This is a genomic window from Vreelandella sp. L-15 (assembly GCF_056857635.1).
Genome location: NZ_JBSXNN010000033.1, coordinates 14,055 through 35,151, shown reverse-complemented (window position 1 = coordinate 35,151; position 21,097 = coordinate 14,055). Strand labels below are relative to the sequence as shown.

Annotated in this window: 22 protein-coding genes; 5 read left to right on the top strand and 17 right to left on the bottom strand. The window is 59.2% G+C overall.

The annotated features are described in order from the left end of the window. Positions 1–113: 113 nt before the first annotated feature. Genes AC13CY_RS03740 through AC13CY_RS03730 form a run of 3 tightly spaced genes read right to left on the bottom strand, consistent with a single transcriptional unit; the run spans position 114 to position 1,953 of the window. Complete coding sequence (locus AC13CY_RS03740; RefSeq protein ID WP_483052310.1) at positions 114–320, bottom strand: hypothetical protein; 207 nt, start codon at positions 318–320, stop codon at positions 114–116. Then, entirely contained in the window at positions 308–1,045 is a 738-nt protein-coding gene (locus tag AC13CY_RS03735) for a haloacid dehalogenase type II (RefSeq protein WP_474787282.1), read from the bottom strand. Before AC13CY_RS03735 ends, AC13CY_RS03740 begins: the two co-directional genes overlap by 13 nt. Then, a complete protein-coding gene (locus tag AC13CY_RS03730) occupies positions 1,042–1,953 on the bottom strand; it encodes a LysR family transcriptional regulator (protein WP_474789735.1) in 912 nt (303 codons plus the stop codon). The genes AC13CY_RS03735 and AC13CY_RS03730 overlap by 4 nt, the downstream gene beginning before the upstream one ends. Before the next feature lie 193 nt (positions 1,954–2,146). Here AC13CY_RS03730 and AC13CY_RS03725 point away from each other — a divergent pair, with 193 nt between their 5' ends. From AC13CY_RS03725 to AC13CY_RS03715, 3 genes are read left to right on the top strand one after another with little or no spacing between them, the layout of a single operon-like run. Beyond that, positions 2,147–3,343, top strand: a complete 1,197-nt coding sequence (locus AC13CY_RS03725; RefSeq protein ID WP_483052309.1) for a CaiB/BaiF CoA transferase family protein — start codon at positions 2,147–2,149, stop codon at positions 3,341–3,343. Between the two features lie 12 nt (positions 3,344–3,355). Beyond that, the gene (locus tag AC13CY_RS03720; protein ID WP_483052308.1) at positions 3,356–4,264 is read left to right on the top strand and encodes a hydroxymethylglutaryl-CoA lyase; all 909 of its coding nucleotides are present in this window, start codon (positions 3,356–3,358) and stop codon (positions 4,262–4,264) included. A gap of 59 nt (positions 4,265–4,323) precedes the next feature. Next, positions 4,324–6,288, top strand: a complete 1,965-nt coding sequence (locus AC13CY_RS03715) for an aconitate hydratase (RefSeq protein ID WP_483052307.1) — start codon at positions 4,324–4,326, stop codon at positions 6,286–6,288. Here AC13CY_RS03715 and AC13CY_RS03710 read toward each other — a convergent pair. The 8 genes from AC13CY_RS03710 to AC13CY_RS03675 all read right to left on the bottom strand — a co-directional run bounded on the left by AC13CY_RS03710 (position 6,285) and on the right by AC13CY_RS03675 (position 13,869). Continuing rightward, a complete protein-coding gene (locus AC13CY_RS03710) occupies positions 6,285–8,069 on the bottom strand; it encodes a methyl-accepting chemotaxis protein (protein WP_289108711.1) in 1,785 nt (594 codons plus the stop codon). The two genes, AC13CY_RS03715 and AC13CY_RS03710, sit on opposite strands and share 4 nt — an antisense overlap. 316 nt (positions 8,070–8,385) lie before the next feature. Then, the gene (gene ureG, locus AC13CY_RS03705) at positions 8,386–9,021 is read right to left on the bottom strand and encodes an urease accessory protein UreG (protein WP_044630219.1); all 636 of its coding nucleotides are present in this window, start codon (positions 9,019–9,021) and stop codon (positions 8,386–8,388) included. Positions 9,022–9,047: 26 nt separating this feature from the next. Then, positions 9,048–9,761, bottom strand: coding sequence for an urease accessory protein UreF (locus AC13CY_RS03700; RefSeq protein ID WP_089674739.1), 714 nt, complete (start codon positions 9,759–9,761; stop codon positions 9,048–9,050). Continuing rightward, the gene (ureE, locus tag AC13CY_RS03695) at positions 9,751–10,284 is read right to left on the bottom strand and encodes an urease accessory protein UreE (protein ID WP_483052306.1); all 534 of its coding nucleotides are present in this window, start codon (positions 10,282–10,284) and stop codon (positions 9,751–9,753) included. Before ureE ends, AC13CY_RS03700 begins: the two co-directional genes overlap by 11 nt. 148 nt (positions 10,285–10,432) lie before the next feature. Next, positions 10,433–12,148 carry an urease subunit alpha gene (gene ureC / locus AC13CY_RS03690; RefSeq protein WP_483052305.1) on the bottom strand — a complete coding sequence of 572 codons (1,716 nt, stop codon included), beginning with the start codon at positions 12,146–12,148 and terminating at the stop codon, positions 10,433–10,435. A 153-nt stretch (positions 12,149–12,301) separates the two neighbouring features. Then, on the bottom strand, positions 12,302–12,625 hold the full coding sequence (locus tag AC13CY_RS03685; protein ID WP_483052304.1) for an urease subunit beta: 324 nt from the start codon (positions 12,623–12,625) through the stop codon (positions 12,302–12,304). Positions 12,626–12,648: 23 nt separating this feature from the next. Then, positions 12,649–12,951, bottom strand: a complete 303-nt coding sequence (gene ureA / locus AC13CY_RS03680; protein WP_016915359.1) for an urease subunit gamma — start codon at positions 12,949–12,951, stop codon at positions 12,649–12,651. A 33-nt stretch (positions 12,952–12,984) separates the two neighbouring features. Continuing rightward, positions 12,985–13,869 carry an urease accessory protein UreD gene (locus tag AC13CY_RS03675; protein WP_483052303.1) on the bottom strand — a complete coding sequence of 295 codons (885 nt, stop codon included), beginning with the start codon at positions 13,867–13,869 and terminating at the stop codon, positions 12,985–12,987. Positions 13,870–14,025: 156 nt separating this feature from the next. On the opposite strand from AC13CY_RS03675, the gene AC13CY_RS03670 reads away from it, so the two are divergent. Then, the gene (locus AC13CY_RS03670; RefSeq protein WP_062375536.1) at positions 14,026–14,295 is read left to right on the top strand and encodes a PepSY domain-containing protein; all 270 of its coding nucleotides are present in this window, start codon (positions 14,026–14,028) and stop codon (positions 14,293–14,295) included. Further along, positions 14,292–14,642 carry a PepSY domain-containing protein gene (locus AC13CY_RS03665; RefSeq protein ID WP_483052302.1) on the top strand — a complete coding sequence of 117 codons (351 nt, stop codon included), beginning with the start codon at positions 14,292–14,294 and terminating at the stop codon, positions 14,640–14,642. The genes AC13CY_RS03670 and AC13CY_RS03665 overlap by 4 nt, the downstream gene beginning before the upstream one ends. Before the next feature lie 17 nt (positions 14,643–14,659). On the opposite strand, the gene AC13CY_RS03660 is transcribed toward AC13CY_RS03665, so the two are convergent. The 6 genes from AC13CY_RS03660 to urtB all read right to left on the bottom strand — a co-directional run bounded on the left by AC13CY_RS03660 (position 14,660) and on the right by urtB (position 21,087). Further along, a complete protein-coding gene (locus AC13CY_RS03660; protein ID WP_235253614.1) occupies positions 14,660–15,190 on the bottom strand; it encodes a copper chaperone PCu(A)C in 531 nt (176 codons plus the stop codon). Positions 15,191–15,238: 48 nt separating this feature from the next. Beyond that, positions 15,239–16,612 (bottom strand): diguanylate cyclase, encoded by a 1,374-nt coding sequence (locus AC13CY_RS03655; protein WP_347189022.1) that lies wholly within the window; start codon positions 16,610–16,612, stop codon positions 15,239–15,241. Between the two features lie 175 nt (positions 16,613–16,787). Then, positions 16,788–17,495: an urea ABC transporter ATP-binding subunit UrtE gene (gene urtE, locus AC13CY_RS03650; RefSeq protein ID WP_089674721.1), complete on the bottom strand. Its 708-nt coding sequence runs from the start codon at positions 17,493–17,495 to the stop codon at positions 16,788–16,790. Then, the gene (gene urtD, locus AC13CY_RS03645; RefSeq protein WP_483052301.1) at positions 17,495–18,331 is read right to left on the bottom strand and encodes an urea ABC transporter ATP-binding protein UrtD; all 837 of its coding nucleotides are present in this window, start codon (positions 18,329–18,331) and stop codon (positions 17,495–17,497) included. The genes urtE and urtD overlap by 1 nt, the downstream gene beginning before the upstream one ends. Beyond that, positions 18,328–19,473, bottom strand: a complete 1,146-nt coding sequence (urtC, locus tag AC13CY_RS03640) for an urea ABC transporter permease subunit UrtC (RefSeq protein ID WP_062359185.1) — start codon at positions 19,471–19,473, stop codon at positions 18,328–18,330. The genes urtD and urtC overlap by 4 nt, the downstream gene beginning before the upstream one ends. A 3-nt stretch (positions 19,474–19,476) precedes the next feature. Next, positions 19,477–21,087, bottom strand: coding sequence for an urea ABC transporter permease subunit UrtB (urtB, locus tag AC13CY_RS03635; RefSeq protein ID WP_483052300.1), 1,611 nt, complete (start codon positions 21,085–21,087; stop codon positions 19,477–19,479). Positions 21,088–21,097 lie beyond the last annotated feature (10 nt).

The following is a 21,097-nucleotide window of genomic DNA, read 5'->3' as shown; positions in this document are numbered from 1 at the left end:
AGGGGAGTTCGCTTAGCGGTGTCTAAAGTGATAACGCCAAACCATAGCGCTGTATATTGGTCATTGATGAACCAGCCTTCTCCAATCGCGAAAGCAGCTCCGTCGATTTCGCTTTAAGGCGGTTGAGAAGCGCCGCTGGCAGCCTGAATAAAATGCTCCACCAGCACCCTTGCCGCCATAGAAAGCCGGTCTAAACCTCTGACATAAATACTCAGTTTGCGCCGCGACCAGTCGTCCTCGATCGGTAGCACGGTCACGTTGAGTCCATCCACGTACTGACGAATCGCCCCACGGGGCAGCACCAGCACTAGATCATCCACGTGGTAGAAAGCTGCCGCGCCAAGTCGAGGAAGTCTTCTGCAACGAAATCAAAGCAGGGGTCGATACTTAAATCCGGCGTGGCATCTGGCCCAAACTCCAGCGGGCGCTTCACAAAGGCGGTGCGCATGCCTTCCCGGTGGGCAGCCTGTAAATCATCTTGATGAGCGGCCACCATCAGGATTTGCGACGGCTTCAGGCTCAGGAGATTGGCCGCCATGTGGTACACCTCCGGGTCGCGCTTGTAGTGCCCGGCAAGCTCTGAGGAGAGCACGCAGTCCCAGGGCAGCCCGGCATGGCGCGCCATATTCACCAGCAGCGAGACGTTGCCATTGGAGAGTGTTGCTAATATAAAGCGCTTTTTTAGCTGCAATAGGCCTTCCACACTGTCAGGCCAGGGCGTTAAGCGGTGCCACACACGGTTAAGATGCGTCTTTTCGGCTTCATCCAACCGATCCGAAATGCCAAAGGCGACCAGTAGCCGGTCGAGGGTCATCCGATGCAGGTCATCCAGCTTGGTCCAGGGCAGTTCCCCCTGGCGCACACGGTTCATCGCAGGGGCATAGCCTGCCCGCCACTCGTCGGCAAACCTTGCCCAATCGACGTTCAGCCCTTTGGCCTGGTTCAGTTGTTCGCCTTCGCGAATAACGCTGCTGCGCCAGTCTACTACCGTGCCAAACACATCAAAGGTGAGCGCTTTTATTTCGTGGGCGATGCCTGTTGTCATGGAGTCTCTCCTGTGGAGTCGGTGAGGGTTAGCAAGTGGTCGACCAAATGGCGGGCCACCACGGGCAGTGCCGCGTAGTGGCGCATACCAATCACCAGTTCGCGGGTGGCCCACTCATCAGCGAGCGGAATCATGCGTAGTTTGAGGTCGTTAAGGTCACGGTACAGCGTGCGCTGGGGCAATACCCCGATGCCCATACCGCAATGAATCATGCGGCAAATGGCGTCGAAACTGCGCACTTGAATGCGCATACGTAGGGTTCGGCCCGCTTGGCTTGCCTGCTCATGAAGCAGGGATTGCAGCGAGGCATCCTGCTGTAAACCGACAAAGTCGTACTCGGCCGCCTGATGCAAATAGAGCTTGTCATGCACCGCCAGCGGGTGATCTTGCGGCGTGACCAATACCAGCTGGTCGCGCCGGTAGGGGCGTACTTCTAAATCATCGGCGGCAACGTGGCTGGCAAAGATGCCGATATCGGCCACGCCATCGCGCACGGCGGTGATCGCTTCGCTGCTGGTGCGCTCCTGCAAATCAATTTTGATTTGCGGGTACTCGATGGCAAAGGCGCTTAAATCCTGGGGCAAAAACGCAATAATGGCCGAGGTATTGGAGTGAATTCGCACATGCCCTCGAACCCCTTCGCCATACTCACTGAGCTCCGCCTGTAGCCGCGCCACATCTTCCAGAATGCGCCGGGCATGGTGCAAAAAAGCGCGGCCCGCTGGGGTTAGCTCTACGCCGCGCGGCCGCCGATACAAAAGCTCGGTGCCCACCAGTGTTTCTAAATCGCTCACCCGCTTGCTCACCGCTGCCAGCGCCAAATGCTCACGCTCGGCAGCCGCAGTTAAACGCCCTTCATCGGCAATCGCCACAAACAGTCTCAGCGTTACAAAATCAAATCGCAGCATCACGTTTACCACGTTGTTGTTAAATGGGCCGCATTGGTCGCCGGTTGTAGGGTTCGTCGCTGGCGAACGCCTGGTTCCTGATTGCCTAATTGTGATGCTCAGCAGGCTCACAGATGCTTAACCGACAACAAGACATTAAGACTCGCTACTTCAGCACGCGCTTGGCTGCTAAGCGTTACCAGGAGCATTTATTATGACCACCCGCCAGCTTCCCCTCGATGGACTTAAAGTCGTAGAGCTTGGCCAACTGATTGCCGGCCCCTTTGCCACCAAACTGCTGGGTGAATTTGGTGCCGACGTGATTAAGGTGGAGCCACCCGGAGCCGGTGATCCGCTTCGCAAATGGCGTATTCTCGAAGAGGGCACCTCGCTTTGGTGGCATGTACAAAGTCGCACAAAACGCTCGGTGACGCTTGATCTTCGCAGCCAAGAGGGTCAAGACGTGGTGCGCCGCTTGGCCGCCGAAGCCGATGTGGTGGTCGAAAATTTCCGCCCTGGCACTCTGGAAAACTGGGGGCTGGGCTATGAGGCGCTGGCGGCGATTAACCCCAAGCTGATCATGGTGCGGGTTTCCGGCTTTGGCCAGACCGGCCCCTACCGCAACAAACCCGGCTTTGGCGTGATTGGCGAAGCCATGGGCGGGCTGCGTTACTTGACCGGCCACCCCGGCGAGCCTTCCGTACGCGTGGGTGTGAGCATTGGCGATTCGCTCTCGGCACTCTACGCGGTGATCGGCACACTGCTGGCCCTGCAAGAGCGCCAGCGCAGCGGCTTAGGGCAAGAGATTGATGTCGCGTTATACGAATCCGTGTTCGCCATGATGGAGAGCCTACTGCCGGAGTTTGATGCCACCGGCCACGTGCGTGAGCCAAGCGGCAGCGCGCTGCCGGGCATCACGCCCTCAAACGCTTACCGCACCCGCGAAGGCGAGTACGTGTTAATTGCCGGTAACGGCGATAGCATCTTCAAGCGCTTAATGGGCGTGATTGGCCGGGAGGATTTAGCCAACCACCCCGCCATGGCCCACAACGATGGCCGCAGCCAACACGCCAGTGAGATCGACGCTGCTATTGAGGCTTGGACCCAAACCCGCTACCGGGACGATATTCTTAGCGCTTTAGATGACGCCCGCGTACCGGCAGGTTACCCCTACACCGCCGCCGATATTGCCAACGACCCCCACTACCTCGCCCGCGAGATGATTCAAACCGTTACCCGCCCCGATGGCCGCCCGCTCAAGGTGCCGGGCGTGCTACCCAAACTGAGCGCCACCCCCGGCAGGCTGGGGCAAGGCGGGCCACAGCTGGGCGCGCACACCGATGACGTGCTCGAGGAGCTGGGCATTGATGCCGCCACGCGGGACAAGCTGCGTCAGGCAGGCATTATTTAAGTGGAGAACCCCATGACGACGTTACAAATTAACGAAGTAGCACCACGCGATGGCTTTCAGAGCGAGGAGCGCTTTATCCCCACCGAGCAGAAAATCGCGCTGATTGATGCGTTAACGACCACCGGCATTGCCCGTATCGAAGCGACCTCGTTTGTCTCTCCCAAAGCCATTCCCAACCTAGGCGACGCCGCCGATGTGGTGAATGCTATTCAGCGCCGCGAAGGTGTGGACGTCACGGTGCTGGTACCCAACCTAAAAGGTGCCGAGCGGGCGCTGGCCTGCGGCGTGGATGAGATCAATCTGGTAATGTCGGCCAGCAATGCCCACGGCCGCGCAAATCTGCGCATGACGCCGGAGGAGTCGCTGACACAGTTTGCCGCCATTATTCAGGCGGTGCGCGGTAGCGGTGTCTTCATCAATGCCTCGCTCTCCACCGCCTTTGGCTGCCCGTTTGAAGGGCAGGTGCCGGAGGCACGCGTGTTCACTCTTATTGAGCAGCAACTGGCGCTGGGGGTGGAAGGCATCACGCTGTGCGATACCACCGGCGTGGCGAACCCCGCCCAGGTAGCGGCACTGTGCCGCCAAGTGCTGGAACGCTTTCCCGGCGTGCCGTTTACGCTTCACTTCCACAATACCCGAGGCATGGGCTTGGCAAATGCCCTAGCGGCTTGGCAAGCGGGCATTACTCGGTTTGATGCTTCGCTAGGTGGCTTAGGCGGCTGCCCGTTTGCCCCCGGTGCCACGGGGAATGTATGCACCGAAGACTTAGTGCATATGTTCGAGCAGATGGGCGTTGCCACCGGCGTGAACTTGCCCGCTCTACTGGATATTTCCGCCACTCTGCCCGAGCTGATCGGCCATGAGACGCCGGGGCAAGTGGTGAAAGCGGGCAGTGCTGATCGCTGTTACCCCATTCCCTGACCGCGTTTCTTCCTTGCATCCCTGCATAATTGATAACAACGACAATTTGGTGAAAAACAATGTCCGACTCCTCCCCTGTTCAGCCGTTAAACCTTGCCCAGCAGTTGATTCAGCGCCATTTAATCAGCGGTGAGCTAACCCCCGGCAGTGAAATCGCCCTGCACATTAACCAAGCCCTGCTGCAAGATGTGTTAGGCACTCTCGTGATGCTAGAGCTAGAAGCCATGGGGCTTGACCGGGTACATACTGAGCCCAGCGTGCAGTACATCGACCACGGCCTGGTGCAGGCCGATAACCTAAATGCCGAAACCTACCTGTTTTTAAAGAGCGCCTGCGAGCGCTTTGGGGTGTGGTACTCCGGCCCCGGCAACGGCATTAGCCACCCGGTGCATATGGAAAATTTTGGCGTGCCCGGTGAATCCATTGTGGGTTGCGATAGCCACACCACGGCAGCAGGCGCGCTCGGCATGCTGGCGATTGGCGCAGGTGGTATTGAAGTGGCGATGGCGATGGCGGGCGAGCCGCTGTATATCACCATGCCGAAAATCTGGGGCATTAAGCTCGAAGGGCAACTGCCTGACTGGGTCTCAGCGAAAGATATTGTGCTGGAACTTTTGCGCCGCCACGGCGTGGCAGGCGGCAAAAACACCATGATTGAGTATTACGGGCCGGGGCTAAAGCACCTGTCCGCCATGGACCGCCATGTGCTCGCCAACATGGGCACCGAAATGGGGGCAACGGCCACGGTGTTCCCCAGTGATGACGAGACCCGGCGCTTTCTAGCCTCCCGAGGGCGAGAAAACGATTGGGTCGCGCTGGCCGCCGAACCCGGCTGCCACTACGACCTGAACGAAACGCTTGACCTTAGCAAGCTGGAGCCCATGATTGCGCTACCTTCCAGCCCCGATAACGTGGTCACCGTGCGGGAAGCAGCGGGCAAACCGCTGCATCAGGCTTACATCGGCTCGTCAGGCAACCCAGGCTTTCGTGACTTTGCCGTGGTGGCCGAGATAGTGCGGGGCAAGCAGGTGGCCGATGGGGTCTCACTGGACATCAACCCCTCTTCACGACAAGTACTGACCACGCTGATTGAGCAGGGCTATTTAGCCGACTTAGTCGCCAGCGGTGCCCGCCTGCACCAAGCAGGCTGCAATGGCTGTATTGGTATGGGCCAGGCCCCGGCGGTGGGGCTTAATAGCCTGCGCACCGTGCCGCGCAACTTCCCAGGGCGCTCCGGCACGCGGGAAGACAGCGTGTTTTTGTGCAGCCCAGAAACCGCGGCGGCTTCAGCGCTGGCGGGGGTGATTACCGACCCGCGCACTCTCGATATGCCCTACCCGCGCCCCAAAGAGCCCGCCCAAATCGAAGTAAACCGCGCACTGTTTAATGCGCCGCTGCCACCCCATGAGGCAAAGCTTAAAGCACTGCAAAAAACCGAGAACACCCCGGCCCTGCCAGAGCTTAGCCCTCTGCCTAATCGTTTGGATGTACCCGTGCTGCTGGTGGCGGGCGACAACATCTCCACCGATGACATTATGCCTGCCGGGCAGCGGGTGCTGCCGTATTGGAGCAGCGTGTATGCTTCGGCACCGTTCACGTTTGAAGCGGTCGACCCAGATTATGCCGAGCGCGCAGAAAGCACCCGTACTCAGGGCGGGCACGTGATTATTGGGGGTGCCAACTATGGGCAAGGCTCCAGCCGAGAAAATGCCGCGCTGGTGCCGCGTTACTTAGGGCTACAGGTGGTGGTGGCGAAGAGTTTTGCGCGTATTCACTGGCAAAATTTGATCTGCTTTGGTGCGCTGCCGCTAACCTTTACCCGCGAGGAGGATGTCGCCCAGCTAGCGCAAGGTGACCGCTTAGTGATCGAGGATGTCTACGCGCAGTTGGAAAGTGGAGCGACGCTAACGGCGCATATCCCCGGTAAAGGTGAGATGACGCTGCATCATGGGCTCAGCCCCCGCCAGCGAGAACTGATTACCCAGGGGGGCGTCATCAACCACCTTCGCAAACGTAACGCTTAAAACTCTTCCCAGTCGTCTCCACCCGCTTTAGTGGGTGCAGGCTTAGAGGAGAGTGCCGGGCGTTTGAGCTCTTGGCTGGCCCCGGACCGGCTGGCAGGCAGCGCTTGGCGTGGCTGGCCTTTCAACTGGGGTGTTGTCTGGCTTTGTGAGTCGTCTTCCCCTAATACGAAGGAGTTGACTAGCTCATTAAGGTGCTCAGCGTGGCGGCGCATATCCGCAGCGGCCGTGGTGGACTCTTGCACCATGGCCGCGTTCTGCTGGGTCATGGTATCCATTTCGGCTACGGCGGTGTTGATCTGGCCAATACCACTGCTCTGCTCTTTGGCGCCGGCGCTGATTTCACCGATCACATCGGTAACTTTTGATACGCTCTCAACGATCTCGCGCATGGTGGCACCGGCATTACGCACCAGCTCGGCGCCAGTGTGGGTGTGCTGAACGGAGGTATCGATCAGCGCGCGGATCTCTTTAGAGGCATTACTGGAGCGGCTGGCCAGGGTGCGTACTTCTTGAGCAACCACCGCAAAGCCACGGCCATGCTCACCCGCACGGGCAGCTTCCACCGAGGCGTTTAGCGCCAGAATGTTGGTCTGGAAGGCAATCGCATCAATCATGGTGATGATTTCACTGATGCGCGTAGCCGAGTCGTTGATATCGCGCATCGTGTTTTCTACCTGCCCCATGGCCTCTTCACCCTGGTGGGCCACTTCCGCAGTGGACTGCACCAGCTTGTTGGCCTGTTGGGCATTGTCAGCACTGTGGTTCACGGTGGAGGTAATCTCCTCCATGGAGGCCGATGTCTCTTGAAGATTGGCCGCCGCCTGCTCGGTGCGAGTAGACAGCTCCTCGGAGCTACGCGAGATTTCGCCAGCAGAGTGATAAACGCTGACCGTGCTGCGGCGTACGTCGCGCAGAGTATCCTGCATGCGGCTGGCAAAGGCGTTGAACTGCACGGCTAAGTTGCCCACTTCGTCGTTGCTCTCGACCGAGAGACGGCGGGTCAGGTCGCCACGGCCTTGCGCAATATCCCCCATCGCATCAGCGGTGCGCTTTATCGGACCGACAATACGACGCACAAAGCCAAAGGCCAGCAGAGCAATAGCTGCAAATAGTGCAGCGCCTAGCAGCGTCGCGGATATAATCGTATTTCGTAGGTCGGCAGCGGCAGCAGCCTCTAACTCGGCCATTGCTTCATCAACATCTGTTACATACACACCAGCGCCTACAATCCAGCCCCATTTTTCTAAACGATCAATGTAGGAGTGCTTGGGCTCAGACTCATTGGTACCGGGGTATTCCCACGGGTATTCGTAAAAACCACCGCCATCTTGGCCAACTCGGATGAAATCCCGCACGATATAGGTGCCATCAGGTGCTTGCAGGTCTCTCAGGTTTTGACCTTCACGCTCCGGAGAGTGAGGCAATACGATGTTAGTACCATCGTACTCATATACGAAAATATAGTTTTCGCCTTCAAAGCGCATGGAGCGCAGCATTTCGGCAGCGCGCTCCTTCGCTTCACGGTCATTGGCACCGGCGTTTTCATAAATCGGGGCGATAGCCGTTGTTGCCATCTGCACGATATTGCGCACCGAGGCACGGCGCTCTTCAATCAACAACTCACGCTGTTCCGCTAACGCTTCGCGGGAGTCCTTGGCATTGCTATAGGCTTCAAAGCAGACCAAGACAACGGTGACCAACAGTAAGGGGAGTAATACCAGCATCAGCACCTTGGTCTGCAAACCCAAGGCCCAACGACTTCTCTTCTCAGAAGTAGCCATCATGTTCGAGTTCTATCCTCATCAAGTGGGGGATATGCGTTGTAATCGGTGCTTTGTTATCGGCAAAAAGTGTGTCAGCTTTAGTCACTTCTCATGATTTTTTGCTTTATGAACAATAAATTCAAGCTACAAAACACCTTTACATAACATGAGTTAAGGATATCAACAGCCTATCAGTTCATTGTAGAAATGTGGTGGCCAGGGATGGCCCGTTTTGGCAGGATCTCACCTAAACAACTGCAACTGCCCAGCCTTTCATACCATCAAAGCTGGGCAGTTTTTTATATCTGCTAATTATACCTATACCCACTTCCGTTTAATGTGTTACAGCGGCCCTTGGGCGACGCTCGTCCAGCATGCCTTTATCGAGAATGAAGCGGATGATCTCTTCAAGCCCCACGCCATCGTAGAGGTTGGTGAACACGAACGGGCGCTCGCCGCGCATCTTTTTCGAGTCGCGCTCCATCACCTCCAGTGAGGCGTGAACCTGCTCGGCAATGTCGATTTTGTTGATAATCAGCAGGTCGGATTTGGTGATGCCGGGGCCGCCTTTGCGGGGAATTTTGTCGCCTGCCGACACGTCGATCACGTAGAGCGTCAGATCAGAAAGCTCGGGGCTAAAGGTGGCGGAAAGGTTATCGCCACCAGACTCGACCAGTACCAGTTCCAGCTTGGGATGACGGGCGTGTAGCTCGTCAATCGCCGCTAGGTTCATCGAAGCATCTTCACGAATCGCCGTGTGCGGGCAGCCGCCGGTTTCTACGCCGAGAATACGGTCGGCGGGCAGCGCATCGTGCTTGAGCAGGAAATCGGCGTCTTCGCGGGTATAGATATCGTTGGTGACAACGGCAATGTCATAGTGGTCTCGCAGCGCGGTGCAGAGCTGCTTGAGCAGGGCGGTTTTACCTGAACCGACCGGGCCACCCACGCCAACGCGTAAACAGTGAGTCATGGTTTTCTCCTAAATAACAACGCTCGTTAGCTTCTAAACAAACGGGAATATTGGGTTTCGTGTAGGGCGCTGGCCAGCGCCAAGCCGGGCAGCGCAGGGCCAAGCTCGTCATCGTCTAGCCGCTGGGCCTTCTCGACGGCATTCACCAGTTCGCCACGTAACTGCTCGATAATGCGCTGAGCAGCGGTGTGCCCCAGCGGCAGCGCTTTACAGGCCACCGCGAGTTGATTTTCCAGCCACGCCCAGCCAAAGCCGAGCTGCGCTTGACGCACAGGGATGCCGCGCTGGTAGGCCGCCCAGGCAAATAGGGTCACATAGCCTGCCTGGACCGGTAGCAAGGGCGTAAGTGAGTCTTCACTAGGCAGCCCTTCATTTTTGGGTAATAGGTCGAGGCTGCCCAGCAGCCGCTTCAGCGAGGCGCCCAGGCGGCTGTCTTCAGCAGCCAGTTCAGCGGTTTCACGGGTGGCAGCCAGCCAGTCGTCCCACTTTGACACCGCAGTGCCATCCTGCTGCTCGAAAGCGCGATATAGCCGCTCGATCAGCGGCAGCTCACAGCAGCTTATGCCATCTTCCAGCACGCCGGAGAGCCACTGAGACAGGCTTGGCTCATCACTCACCCAGCCTAGTTCAAAAGCGCTCTCTAGCCCTTGGGAAAAGGCGAAGGCCCCAATGGGCAGTGCGGGGCTGACGAGCTGCATCAGCCCTAGCAGGGCGAGGTCTGAGGGCTGTTCAGTGGGCATGGTGGTGCTCATGCGCGTGATCGTGATCGTGATCGTGGTCATGGGAATGACTATGCGAATGGCTGTGCGAATGCCCACCGCCCACTTGGTTGTAAGCGCCCGGTTCGGGGTCGAAGGTGGCGTTGTGGTGTTCCAGCGTGGCACCCAGCAGCTCGGCTAGCTCTTCGAGGACGTGGTCGGGCGGGAAACGCACCCATCCGCCTTGCTCATCTTCGCCCAGCGCGAGCTGCACATGGCGGTTGCCAAGGTGGTAGGCCAGCCGTGCCAGCGGTAAGCCAGTACTCACTCGCGCGGTCACCACGGGCTCAATGGCGGCGCAAATGCGCACGATCTCGCCATTTTCGGCTTTCAGGCCTTCGCCATCGCGCAGCACGGGGCCGCGATCCAGAAACAGTCCCAGCGGCTGGCCGCTGTCGCTCTCGGCTTTCAAGCGGCCGCGAATACGTAGCTCGAAGGGCAGTGTCAGCGTGTCGCTGGCGGTGCTTGCGTCTATCGGCCCTATGCGCTCAATTAATTTCAGCATGCTCTCATCCTTTCTCGATCCATTAAGGCTGAGCCGGGGGTAGGCCGTAGAGAGGGTCTTTTGCCATGGATGGCAAAAGTAGCGTACAGGGAGGTATTTACAGCGCCCTCTCGTAGGCCTACCCCCGGCGCCCCGGGCAACAACTCAATCAAAACAAGTGATACCGCTGCGCCAGCGGTAGCTCGGTCGCGGGTTCGCAGGTGAGCAGTTCGCCGTCGCAGCGCACTTCGTAGGTTTGCGGGTCGACGGTGAGCTCTGGGCAGGCGTCGTTGAGTTTCATGTCCTTTTTGCGCACGCCGCGCACGTTCTTGCAGGCCGACAGCGTACTTTGCAGGCCCAGCCGCTCCTTGATGCCCGCATCGATGGCGGCCTGGCTGACGAAGTTGAGCCTTACCTGGCTGGCCGCCCGGCCAAAGGTGCCGAACATGGGGCGGTAGTGCACCGGCTGCGGCGTGGGAATCGAGGCGTTGGGGTCGCCCATGGGCGCTCCGGCAATCATGCCGCCTTTCAAAATCAGCGCCGGTTTGACGCCGAAGAAGGCGGGCTTCCACAGCACCAAATCGGCCAGTTTGCCCACTTCAATGGAGCCTACTTCATGGGCGATGCCGTGGGTAATGGCGGGGTTAATGGTGTATTTGGCGATATAGCGCTTGGCGCGCAGGTTGTCGGCCCCCAGCGCTTCATCTTCCGGCAACAGGCCGCGCTGCACCTTCATTTTATGGGCCGTTTGCCAGGTGCGGCAGACCACTTCGCCCACGCGGCCCATGGCCTGGGAGTCGGAGGCGATCATCGAGATCACGCCTAGGTCGTGGAGGATATCCTCGGCGGCGATGGTTTCGCGGCGAATGCGCGAATCCGCAAAGGCAACATCTTCGGGGATATTGGGGTCCAGGTGGTGGCAGACCATGAGCATGTCGAGATGCTCGTCGATGGTGTTCACCGTGTAGGGCCGCGTGGGGTTGGTGGAGGACGGCAGCACGTACTCTTTGGAACAGGCGGTGAGGATATCCGGGGCGTGGCCGCCGCCTGCGCCTTCGGTGTGGTAGGTGTGAATGCCGCGCTCTTTAAACGCCGCCAGGGTGTCTTCCACGAAGCCGGATTCGTTGAGCGTATCGGTGTGAATGGCGATCTGCACATCGTACTTTTCCGCCACGCTCAGGCAGGTATCGATGGAGGCGGGGGTGGTGCCCCAGTCTTCATGCAGCTTGAGACCCATCGCGCCCGCTTCCAGCTGCGCTTCGAGCCCTTCTGGCAGGCTGGCGTTGCCTTTGCCGAGCAGGCCGATGTTCATGGGCAGGTCGTCCACCGCTTGAAGCATTTTGCCAATGTGCCACTCGCCGGGGGTGCAGGTGGTGGCGTTGGAGCCGGTAGCAGGGCCGGTGCCGCCGCCCAGCATGGTGGTAACACCGCTCATCAGCGCTTCTTCCACCTGCTGGGGGCAGATAAAGTGGATGTGGGCGTCGATGCCGCCTGCGGTGAGGATTTTGCCTTCGCCAGCAATCACTTCGGTGCCGGGGCCAATAACGATCTCCACATCCGGCTGGGTATCGGGGTTGCCTGCTTTACCAATGGCGGCGATGCGGCCGTTTTGCAGACCTACATCGGCTTTGACGATGCCCCACCAGTCTAAAATCAGTGCGTTGGTGATCACGGTGTCCATCACCGTGGCATCTTGGCGCTGGCTTTGGCCCATGCCATCGCGGATAACTTTGCCGCCGCCGAACTTCACTTCTTCACCGTAGTGGGTGGCGTCTTTTTCGACTTGAATCCATAGCTCGGTGTCGCCCAAGCGCACGCGGTCGCCTACGGTGGGGCCGTACATATCGGCGTAGGCGCGCCGACTGATTTTGTTTACCGATTTCATGTGTTGCCTCTCCTAGAAGATGAAGCTTGGCACTGGAGAGGCCATCACTCATGGGACACGCTGTGAATACGTCCTTGTACGCTTGGCTGCGGCATCCATGCCGCAGACAGTCCCATGAGCGATGGCCTGCCGATGCCTAATCGCCTTACGCCATTAGTTTTTTAGAGGACGATCCAGCGGCCCCATCACATCGCCACGGAAGCCGTAGATTTCCCGCTTGCCGACGAACGGAATCAGCGTGACTTCGCGGGTTTGGCCAGGCTCGAAGCGAATGGCGGTGCCTGCGGCGACGTCCAGCCGATAGCCACGGGTTTTATCGCGGTCAAACACCAGCGCGGGGTTGGCTTCAGCAAAGTGGTAGTGGGAGCCAAGCTGAATGGGGCGGTCGCCGGTATTGGCCACCTCTACGGTGATGCGTTCGCGGCCCGCACACAGCTCGATATCCGCTTCGTGCAACTGATACTCACCGGGAATCATGGCACTCTCCTAGCGGTGGACGGTTAGTTGATAGGGGTGTGGACGGTGACCAGCTTGGTGCCATCGGGGAAGGTGGCTTCTACCTGCACTTCATCGACCATCTCGGCCACGCCTTCCATGACATCGTCACGGGTGAGGATCTCGCGGCCGTAGCTCATTAAATCCGCCACGCTGCGACCATCTCGCGCGCCTTCCATAATCTCAAAGCTGATCAGCGCTACCGCTTCGGGGTAGTTCAGTTTTAAACCACGCGCTTTGCGGCGCTCGGCAAGCTGGGCGGCGGTAAACAGCATCAGCTTGTCTTTGTCTCGTGGGGTCAGTTCCATGGAGTGTCTCCAGCGTTATCAGCGTGTTGCCAATTAAGTTAGCCAAATGCGCGGCGTATGCGCTTCGCGCCCGATCCAGCGCGGCCGTAGCAGGTGCCAGGCCTGTTCACACAGCGCCCAGGCTTCGTTACGGGATGTGCCTAGATAGCGCATCAGCAGTACGCCGTGGCGCACGGTTACCGCCCAGCGGGGGTTATCCGGCAGCGCTTCGCGCAGTGCTTCAATAGCCACAGCGGCATCGTCAATACCCACCGCCCAGAGCGTGGCCTGCACCGTGGCGCCGCCCTGCCCCCAGCGGCCCGCAAAGCGTGGGTGTGCGGGGTCCAGCGGCTGGCGTTCAAGCCACAGCGGCTTGCCATCCAGGGTTAAGCGAAAGTGCTGTTCGATGCGCCCCGTGACATAGGGCAGATCGCTGGCCGGGCGTCCGAGCGCCATCACTTCCCAGCCTAGGCAGCGGGCATTACCCTGCAGCGCAATATGGGTGCGCTGAGTACCCTTTGAGCCGTTAAACGCGATGGTTTCCTGGGGTAGCCACTCTAAGGTGCCGCCCTCTTCTACCGTCAGCTCGGTGTGCTGCGTCCAGGCCACGCCTTGGCTGTCGGCTTTGTAGAGCTTATTGGCAGCGGGCGTGGTGAGCAGCGCATGGGCACCGCGCTCTACATGGGCGCGGATGGTCAGCGCATCACCGCTCACGAGCCCGCCGGGCGGGTGCAGCACGTAAATGTGGCACGCTTCCTGGCTGCCTTCCGGGTAGAAGGGGCGCTGTACCCGTAGCGGCCCTTGGTGGCGCGCTTGCACTAACCGGGTCACGCCATTGCGGTTGGCAAAACGCAGGGCCAACGAGGCGGCCCAGCGGCGCTCGGCGTCAAAGCGGTGGCCGGAACCAGCAGCGGGTGAGGCAAGTTCGCTCAACATCATGGGGCGCTATCGCTTTCTGGTGGATTCATCATTGCCTTATAAATGCAAAGAATGCGCCAAAATGGTGAAAGGCGCTTTTTTACCGTCATAAAGACCTTTTTTTGAGCCTCAACCCTCTTGCCCAGCCCTCCAATGCACCAAAAATGCACCAAATATGTGCATATAGCCATCACATTGCACCTAACCGGCGAACGGCTGGCGGTGTACGTCAATCCCTATACGGCTGAGGTGCTTGGTTCGCTGGATGACCGGGGAACGGTGATGTGGACCGTTCGCTACCTGCATAGCTTCAAGTTCTTCGGGCAAACCCCGCGCAAGCTGATTGAGATTGCCGCGGGCTGGTCGATTTTGTTAGTCGCCACCGGCATTTATCTCTGGTGGCCGCGCAACGGCAGGGGCGGCGTGGTGAGCCGCTGCTCGATATGAGCTACGCCGACTATGGCCCGCTAGGCCGCTGGCTGGAGTTTGGGATTAACGTTCACTTGGGGCAGGAGTTTGGGCTTATCAATCAGCTTTTCCTGCTGGCGGTATGCATCGCCATCATCGTGATGTGCGTGGCCGCAGGCGTGATGTGGTGGAAGCGTCGCCCATCAGGTGCCATGGGCGTGCCGCCCTTGCCCACCGATAAACGCGTGTTTCGTGGGTTAATCGCCCTTCTCGTGATTGGCGGCGTGCTGTTTCCGCTCGTTGGGGCGTCTTTGATCGTGATGCTGATCATCGACTGGCTGATCGTGCGGCCACTTCAGGAACGTCGCCCCGCTCGCCAAGGCTAACAGGGCGGTGGGCCGACTTAGTGCGCCGCGTGCCCATGATCATGGGCACCTTCATGGTGGCTCCCTTCCGGAGAAGCACCTACTGGCAGCACCTGAAGCTCGATCTCCATCGGCTCGGCGTGCTGGAATTCAAGCGTCACAGGGACAGGTTCACCCTCAACGATGGGAGAACCCAGTTCCATCAACATTAAGTGTAAACCGCCCGGCGCTAGCGTCACGCTCTCGCCCGCCGGTAGCTCAATGCCACCGGGCAGGGGTGCCATGCGCATCACATCGCCGTCCATCTCCATAATATGAATCTCGACACGCTCGGTGATCGGGCTGGTCGCCCCCAGCAGCATGTCATCGCCAGCGCCGTGATTGGTGAGAGTGACAAAGCCACCGCCCGCCCCGGCCCCCGGCGGCGTTGTACGGGTCCAGGGTTGCGCCACTTCAATAGAGGAGTGGCCCTCCATGGCATTAGAGTGGTCGCTGCCATGATGAGCCGCCATCAGCGGCGTGCTCATGAACAGCAGTGCGGTTAACAGCATAAAACGGCGCATTAACATAGTGTTCTCCGTGGGTCACATCGCCAAAACCTAGCGCTTACCGCGATATTACTCAGTGGCAGCGGCAACCACCACCCGATTACGCCCGCTGCGCTTCGCTTGGTACAGCGCTTGGTCGGCGCGCTGCATCGAGCGTTGGTAGTCTGGGTGGCCATCATGAAGCGTAACCCCGACGCTCACCGTGACGTTCAATAGCGTATCGGCAGCGGCTAACATCGGCTCTTTGGCCACCGCGTGGCGCAGCCGTTCGGCAAACAGTCGACTGCCGTCTTGATCCGTATCCACCAGTACAATCAAAAACTCTTCACCGCCCATGCGGAACACATAGTCACCGCCCCGGGTCGAGCGGTCGAGAATACTGGCCACTTGCTGCAGTACGTTATCGCCAGCATCATGACCATGGGTATCATTAATTGATTTGAAGTGATCAATATCCACCATGAGCAGCGCAAAACACTTTTCCGAGTGGCGCGCGATCTCTATTTCACGGTTCAGCACCACCGAGAGGAACTTGCGATTGAGCAAACGCGTCAGGCTATCGCGGCCTGCTTCGAGCCCCGAGGCGCGATCCAGAATATCGTCTAGCAGCATCAAAATTGTGCGCGCCGCATCACGAATATTACTCAACGCGGCCAAACGAAGCTGGCTGTCTGGGTCGCCTAGCTGAGCGAGCCACTGCTCATCCACAAGTCGAATATGCCGGGAAATGGTGGTGATTTCCGGCGCGCCCTCAAAGGCGTGGCACGCTTTATGGTGATACCAAAGCCCAAACTCGGAGCTGGCTAATCGGGGTAAAGCCGTCGTTGCCTGCTGCGCAGCCACGGCAAACATCAGTGCGTTCTCCCAATCGAGCAGTGCGGAGCGCTGTCGCTCGCGCTCATCGCCGATGCTCTGGGTTAAAGAGAACAGCTTATAGGCTTCTTCCATACGGGTATTACGATTATTCGCCACTGAATAGGCATGGCTCATTATTTCCATGGCCATATCAATATGATCAGACACGTAAACCGCTGCATCACCGGAAGAGAGTTCAGCGCTAAAGGTGCTGTTAATGTGCTCATAAAGCGCCTGCTTTAGCTGCCGTGCGCCATTAAGTACCAAGTTCACCGGGATATCGATACGCGCATGCACCTGGCCGACTTTTTCCTGCTGCTCGACCAGGGATTCGAAATCGGCGTGCTCGACGGCAAACATAGCGCTGAGCCAGCGCTGCATGGAGGGGTGAAGCCGGTTTTTCACCTGCTCATTGGAGAGAAACAGCGACGCGTGGGGGTCTTCCAGCATCACTTGATAGAAATGATCGGCAAAGATATCGCGGCGGGATTCCACCAGTGTCTCCACCGCTTGGCGTAGCGCCAAAGGCGTGCGCTCCAGGAGTGACTGCCACTCGGCAGCGAGCTGATGTTTGTCTTTATAACGCATATCCCACCCGATGGTTATTGTTGAAACCCGCCATATTACACATAAAACGCAGCGCCAAAACCTACTCAGCGCAGGGTTTTAAGCAAAAAGCCCCCTCTTTTCTACATGAAACGAGAGGGCTATTAGAGTGTGCTCTGTCAACAGGAAAAGAAAGGTTAAAGTGGTTGTGGATAACTCAAACCGTCAAATGCTGCTTAATCAGCTCGTTGGAGAGTTCGCTGATCTCGCCTTTGGCCACTGGGCGGCCGCGGTCCATGATCACGAAGCGGTCGGCGTATTTGCGGGCGAAGGGTAGCTTCTGCTCGACCAGCAGCACCGTCAGGCCGTCTTCTTTGATCAGTTGGCGAATCACCTGACCAATCTGGGCGACGATATTGGGCTGAATGCCCTCTCCTGGCTCATCGAGAATCAGCAGTTTCGGTTCGATCACCAGCGCGCGGCCAATGGCGAGCTGCTGCTGTTGCCCACCGGACAAATCGCCGCCACGGCGGTGTTTCATCTCCTTGAGCACCGGAAACAGCTCGTAGATGCGCTCGGGGATTTTTTTCAGCCCGTCGCCCCGGGCGGCAAGCCCGGTGCGCAGGTTCTCCTCCACCGTGAGCAGCGGGAAGATCTGCCGCCCCTGGGGCACAAAACCGATGCCCAGTCGCGAGCGCGCTTCCACGGCTTTTTTGGTGAGTTCGATCTCGCCATCATTGCCCTGGTAGCGCAGCTGGCCGCTCTTCACCGCCACTTCCCCCATGATGGCTTTCATCAGGGTGGTTTTACCCACCCCGTTGCGACCCATCACACAGGTGCACTGCCCGGCGGGCACGTCTAGGTCTAAGTCCCACAGCGTATGGCTTTCGCCGTAGAACTGGTTGAGTTTTTCAATCGCCAGCATCAGGCGCTCTCCTCTTCATCCGACCCTAGATACACCTCGACCACTTTGGGGTCGTTGGAGACCTGATCCATGCTGCCTTCGGCCAGCACGCTGCCCTGGTGCAGCACGGTTACTTTGCGCGCAATCGAGCGCACAAAGCCCATGTCGTGCTCCACCACCACCACCGACTGCTTGCCCGCCAAACCGGTGAGCAGCTCGGCGGTGCGCTCCATCTCCTGCTCGGTCATCCCGGCCACCGGCTCATCCACCAGCAGCAGGCGCGGGCGCTGCATCAGCAGCATGCCAATCTCCAGCCACTGTTTTTGGCCGTGGGAGAGAATACCGGCGGGCTGAAAGCGCAGCGCAGTCAGGCCGATGGTATCCAGCACGTCGTCGATGCGGTCGCTGATCTCGCTGGTCATGCGGGCGGTCAGCGTGGGAAAGATGCGCTTGTCGGTGGCCATGGCAAGCTCCAGGTTCTCGAATACGCTGAGCGCTTCGAACACCGTGGGCTTCTGGAACTTGCGGCCAATGCCGAGGCTAGCGATTTCCGGCTCGTTCATCTGCAGCAGGTTATGGCGGCTGCCGAACCACACGCTGCCTTCGGTGGGGCGGGTTTTGCCGGTAATGATATCCATCATGGTGGTTTTACCGGCCCCGTTGGGGCCGATAATGCAGCGCAGCTCGCCGTCGTCGATGGTCAGGTTCAGGTTATTGATCGCCTTGAAGCCATCAAAGCTGACGGTGACATCTTCCATATACAGAATCGGGCCGTGGCGCACGTCGACCGGCGAGGCCTCGGTGGCCATAAAATCAAACACCCGATCCCGCGCTTTTAGCGATTGTAATAGGCTCATGCAGCGGCCTCCTTGGGTGGGTGATCATCCTCTTTGCGGCGTTTTAGGTGGCCTAACAGCCCCGCTACACCTTTGGGCAGCAGCACCGTGACCAGCACGAATAGCGCGCCCAGAGCGAACAACCAGGCGTCGGGCATAATGCCGGTGAAGATGGTTTTGGCGTAGTTGACCAAAATCGCGCCGATCACCGCGCCGTACAGCGTGGCCCGGCCACCCAGCGCCACCCACAATACAATTTCAATCGAGAACAGCGGCGAGAACTCGCTGGGGTTGATAATTCCTACTTGCGGCACATAAAGCGCCCCGGCAAGGCCCGCCAGCATGGCCGAGACCACAAACACAAACAGCTGGAAGCGCTCGACCCGGTAGCCAATAAAGCGCGTGCGCGCCTCGGCGTCCCGCGTGGCCACACATACCCGGCCCAGTTTGCTGGTCACGATTGCCCGGCAGAGGATATAGCCCAGCGCCAGCGCCACGCCGGTGGCGATAAACAGCCCCAAGCGCGTGGCATCGCTACGCAGGTTAAAGCCCAGCAGCTCGCGGAAGTCGGTCAGGCCGTTATTGCCGCCAAAACCCATCTCGTTGCGGAAGAAGGCTAGCATCAAGGCAAACGTGAGCGCCTGGGTAATAATCGACAGATACACCCCCGTTACCCGCGAGCGGAAGGCCAAAAAGCCGAACACCAGCGCCAGCAGCCCCGGTGCCAGTAGCACCATGGCAAAGGCAAACCAGGCCATATCGAAGCCGTGCCAGTACCAGGGCAGGCTGTCCCAGTTGAGGAACACCATAAAGTCCGGCAGGACCGGGTGACCGTAGGTGCCACGGTCACCGATTTGGCGCATCAGGTACATGCCCATGGCGTAGCCGCCAATGGCGAAAAACGCCCCGTGGCCCAGGCTCAAGATGCCCAGGTAGCCCCATACTAAATCTACCGCCACCGCGAGCAGCGCGTAGCTTAGGTACTTGCCGAACAGGTTAACGGTGTAAGCGTTCACATGCAGCGGATGCCCCTGGGGCACCGCCAAATGCAGCACGGTGACCAGCAGCAGCGCGGCAAACAGCACGCCGAGGAAGGTCTGAGTGGCCCGCTCACCGAACGGGCGGGTGAGCCAAAACTGGCTGGATGTTGCTTGCGTCATCATGGGTTAGCCCTCCGCAGCCCGGCCCTTCTGCGGGAAGAGTCCACGCGGGCGTTTTTGAATAAACAGAATGATGAAGACCAGCACGATAATCTTGGCCAGCACCGCGCCCGCCCAAGGTTCCAGCACCTGGTTGATTACCCCCAGCGAGAGCCCTGCCACCAGCGTGCCCCACAGGTTACCCACGCCGCCGAACACCACCACCATGAACGAGTCGATGATGTAGTTCTGGCCGAGATTGGGGCCTACGTTGGTGAGCTGGGAGAGCGCCACGCCCGCCAAGCCCGCCACGCCGGAACCCAGCGCAAAGGTCATGATATCCACGCGGGTGGCGCGAATACCCATAGAGCGCGCCATAGCGCGGTTCTGGGTAACGGCACGCACTTCAAGCCCTAAGCGGGTACGGCGCATAATCAGCATCAGCGCAGCGAACACCACCAGCGCAAAGCCCAGCACGAACATCCGGTTGAGCGTGAGTGACAGCGCGTCGTTGATGACCAGCGAGCCGCTCATCCACTCCGGCGTCACCACGGTGCGGTTGAGTGGAGAGATCACCGTGCGCACCAGCTGCTGCAGAATCAGGCTGATACCGAAGGTTGCCAGCAGGGTTTCCAGCGGGCGGCCCTTGAGGAACTGGATCACGCCCCGTTCGATGGCAATGCCCACCAGGGCAGCCACCATAAAGCCCGCCGGTATCGATAGAATCAGCGCCAACCCGGGCTGGCCCGGCAGCAGTTGCTGCATCATCCAGGTGGTGTAGGCGCCTAACATCATTAGCTCGCCGTGGGCCATGTTGATCACGCCCATCACGCCAAAGGTAATCGCTAAGCCAATCGCTGCCAGCACCAGGACCGAGCCCAAGCTCAGGCCAAAGTAGAGCGTTTCGAGGCCACGATTGAGCTTGAGGTTTTGCTCGATACTGAGGAGCGCCTCTCTGGCCGCGTCGGCGACCACTGGGTCATCGCCATTGGCCGCGCGATTGAGGGCCACACGGGCACGCGGATGCAGGCTGCCATGCAGCGCTTCCACACCTTCCATCTGGCCCGCTTCGGTTTGATAAATGGCCAGTGCCTGTGCTAACCGGCGCTGCACCTGGCTATCCTCTTCTTCGGCAATCAGCGCTTCCAGAGGCTCGGCCAGCGTCTCGTCCACTTCGCCCAACAGGCGCTCGGCGGAGGTACGGCGGCGTTCCACATTGGGCGAGTAGAGGTCCACCACGGCGATGGCGCTACGTAGCTGGTTACGCAGCGCATTGTTGATGCCGATACGGTCCAGGTCGCGGCGGGACATTTCACCCAGCGGCTCGTTGGTCAGCGCATCCGCCACTGGCCAGTCACGGCCACGGTTCTCAAGCACCAGCACGAAGCGACCATCGTCGGTGCGCTGAAGGCGGCCATCCAGCAGCGCCTGCAGCCAGTCGCGGGCGCGCTCGTCATCGCTTTGTAGAATAGCGGTAATGGCTTCGCCTTTATCGCGGTAGGAGTCCACATCCAGCGCGGTCAACAGCGCGAGTGCGGCTTGGTCATCGGGAGTCGAGGAGCTGCTTTGTGCCTGCGCCGACACGGCGGTGCCGAGTAGCATCAGGCACAGTAGCCCCAAGGAAAGGAAACGCCTCATGGGGTTCTTC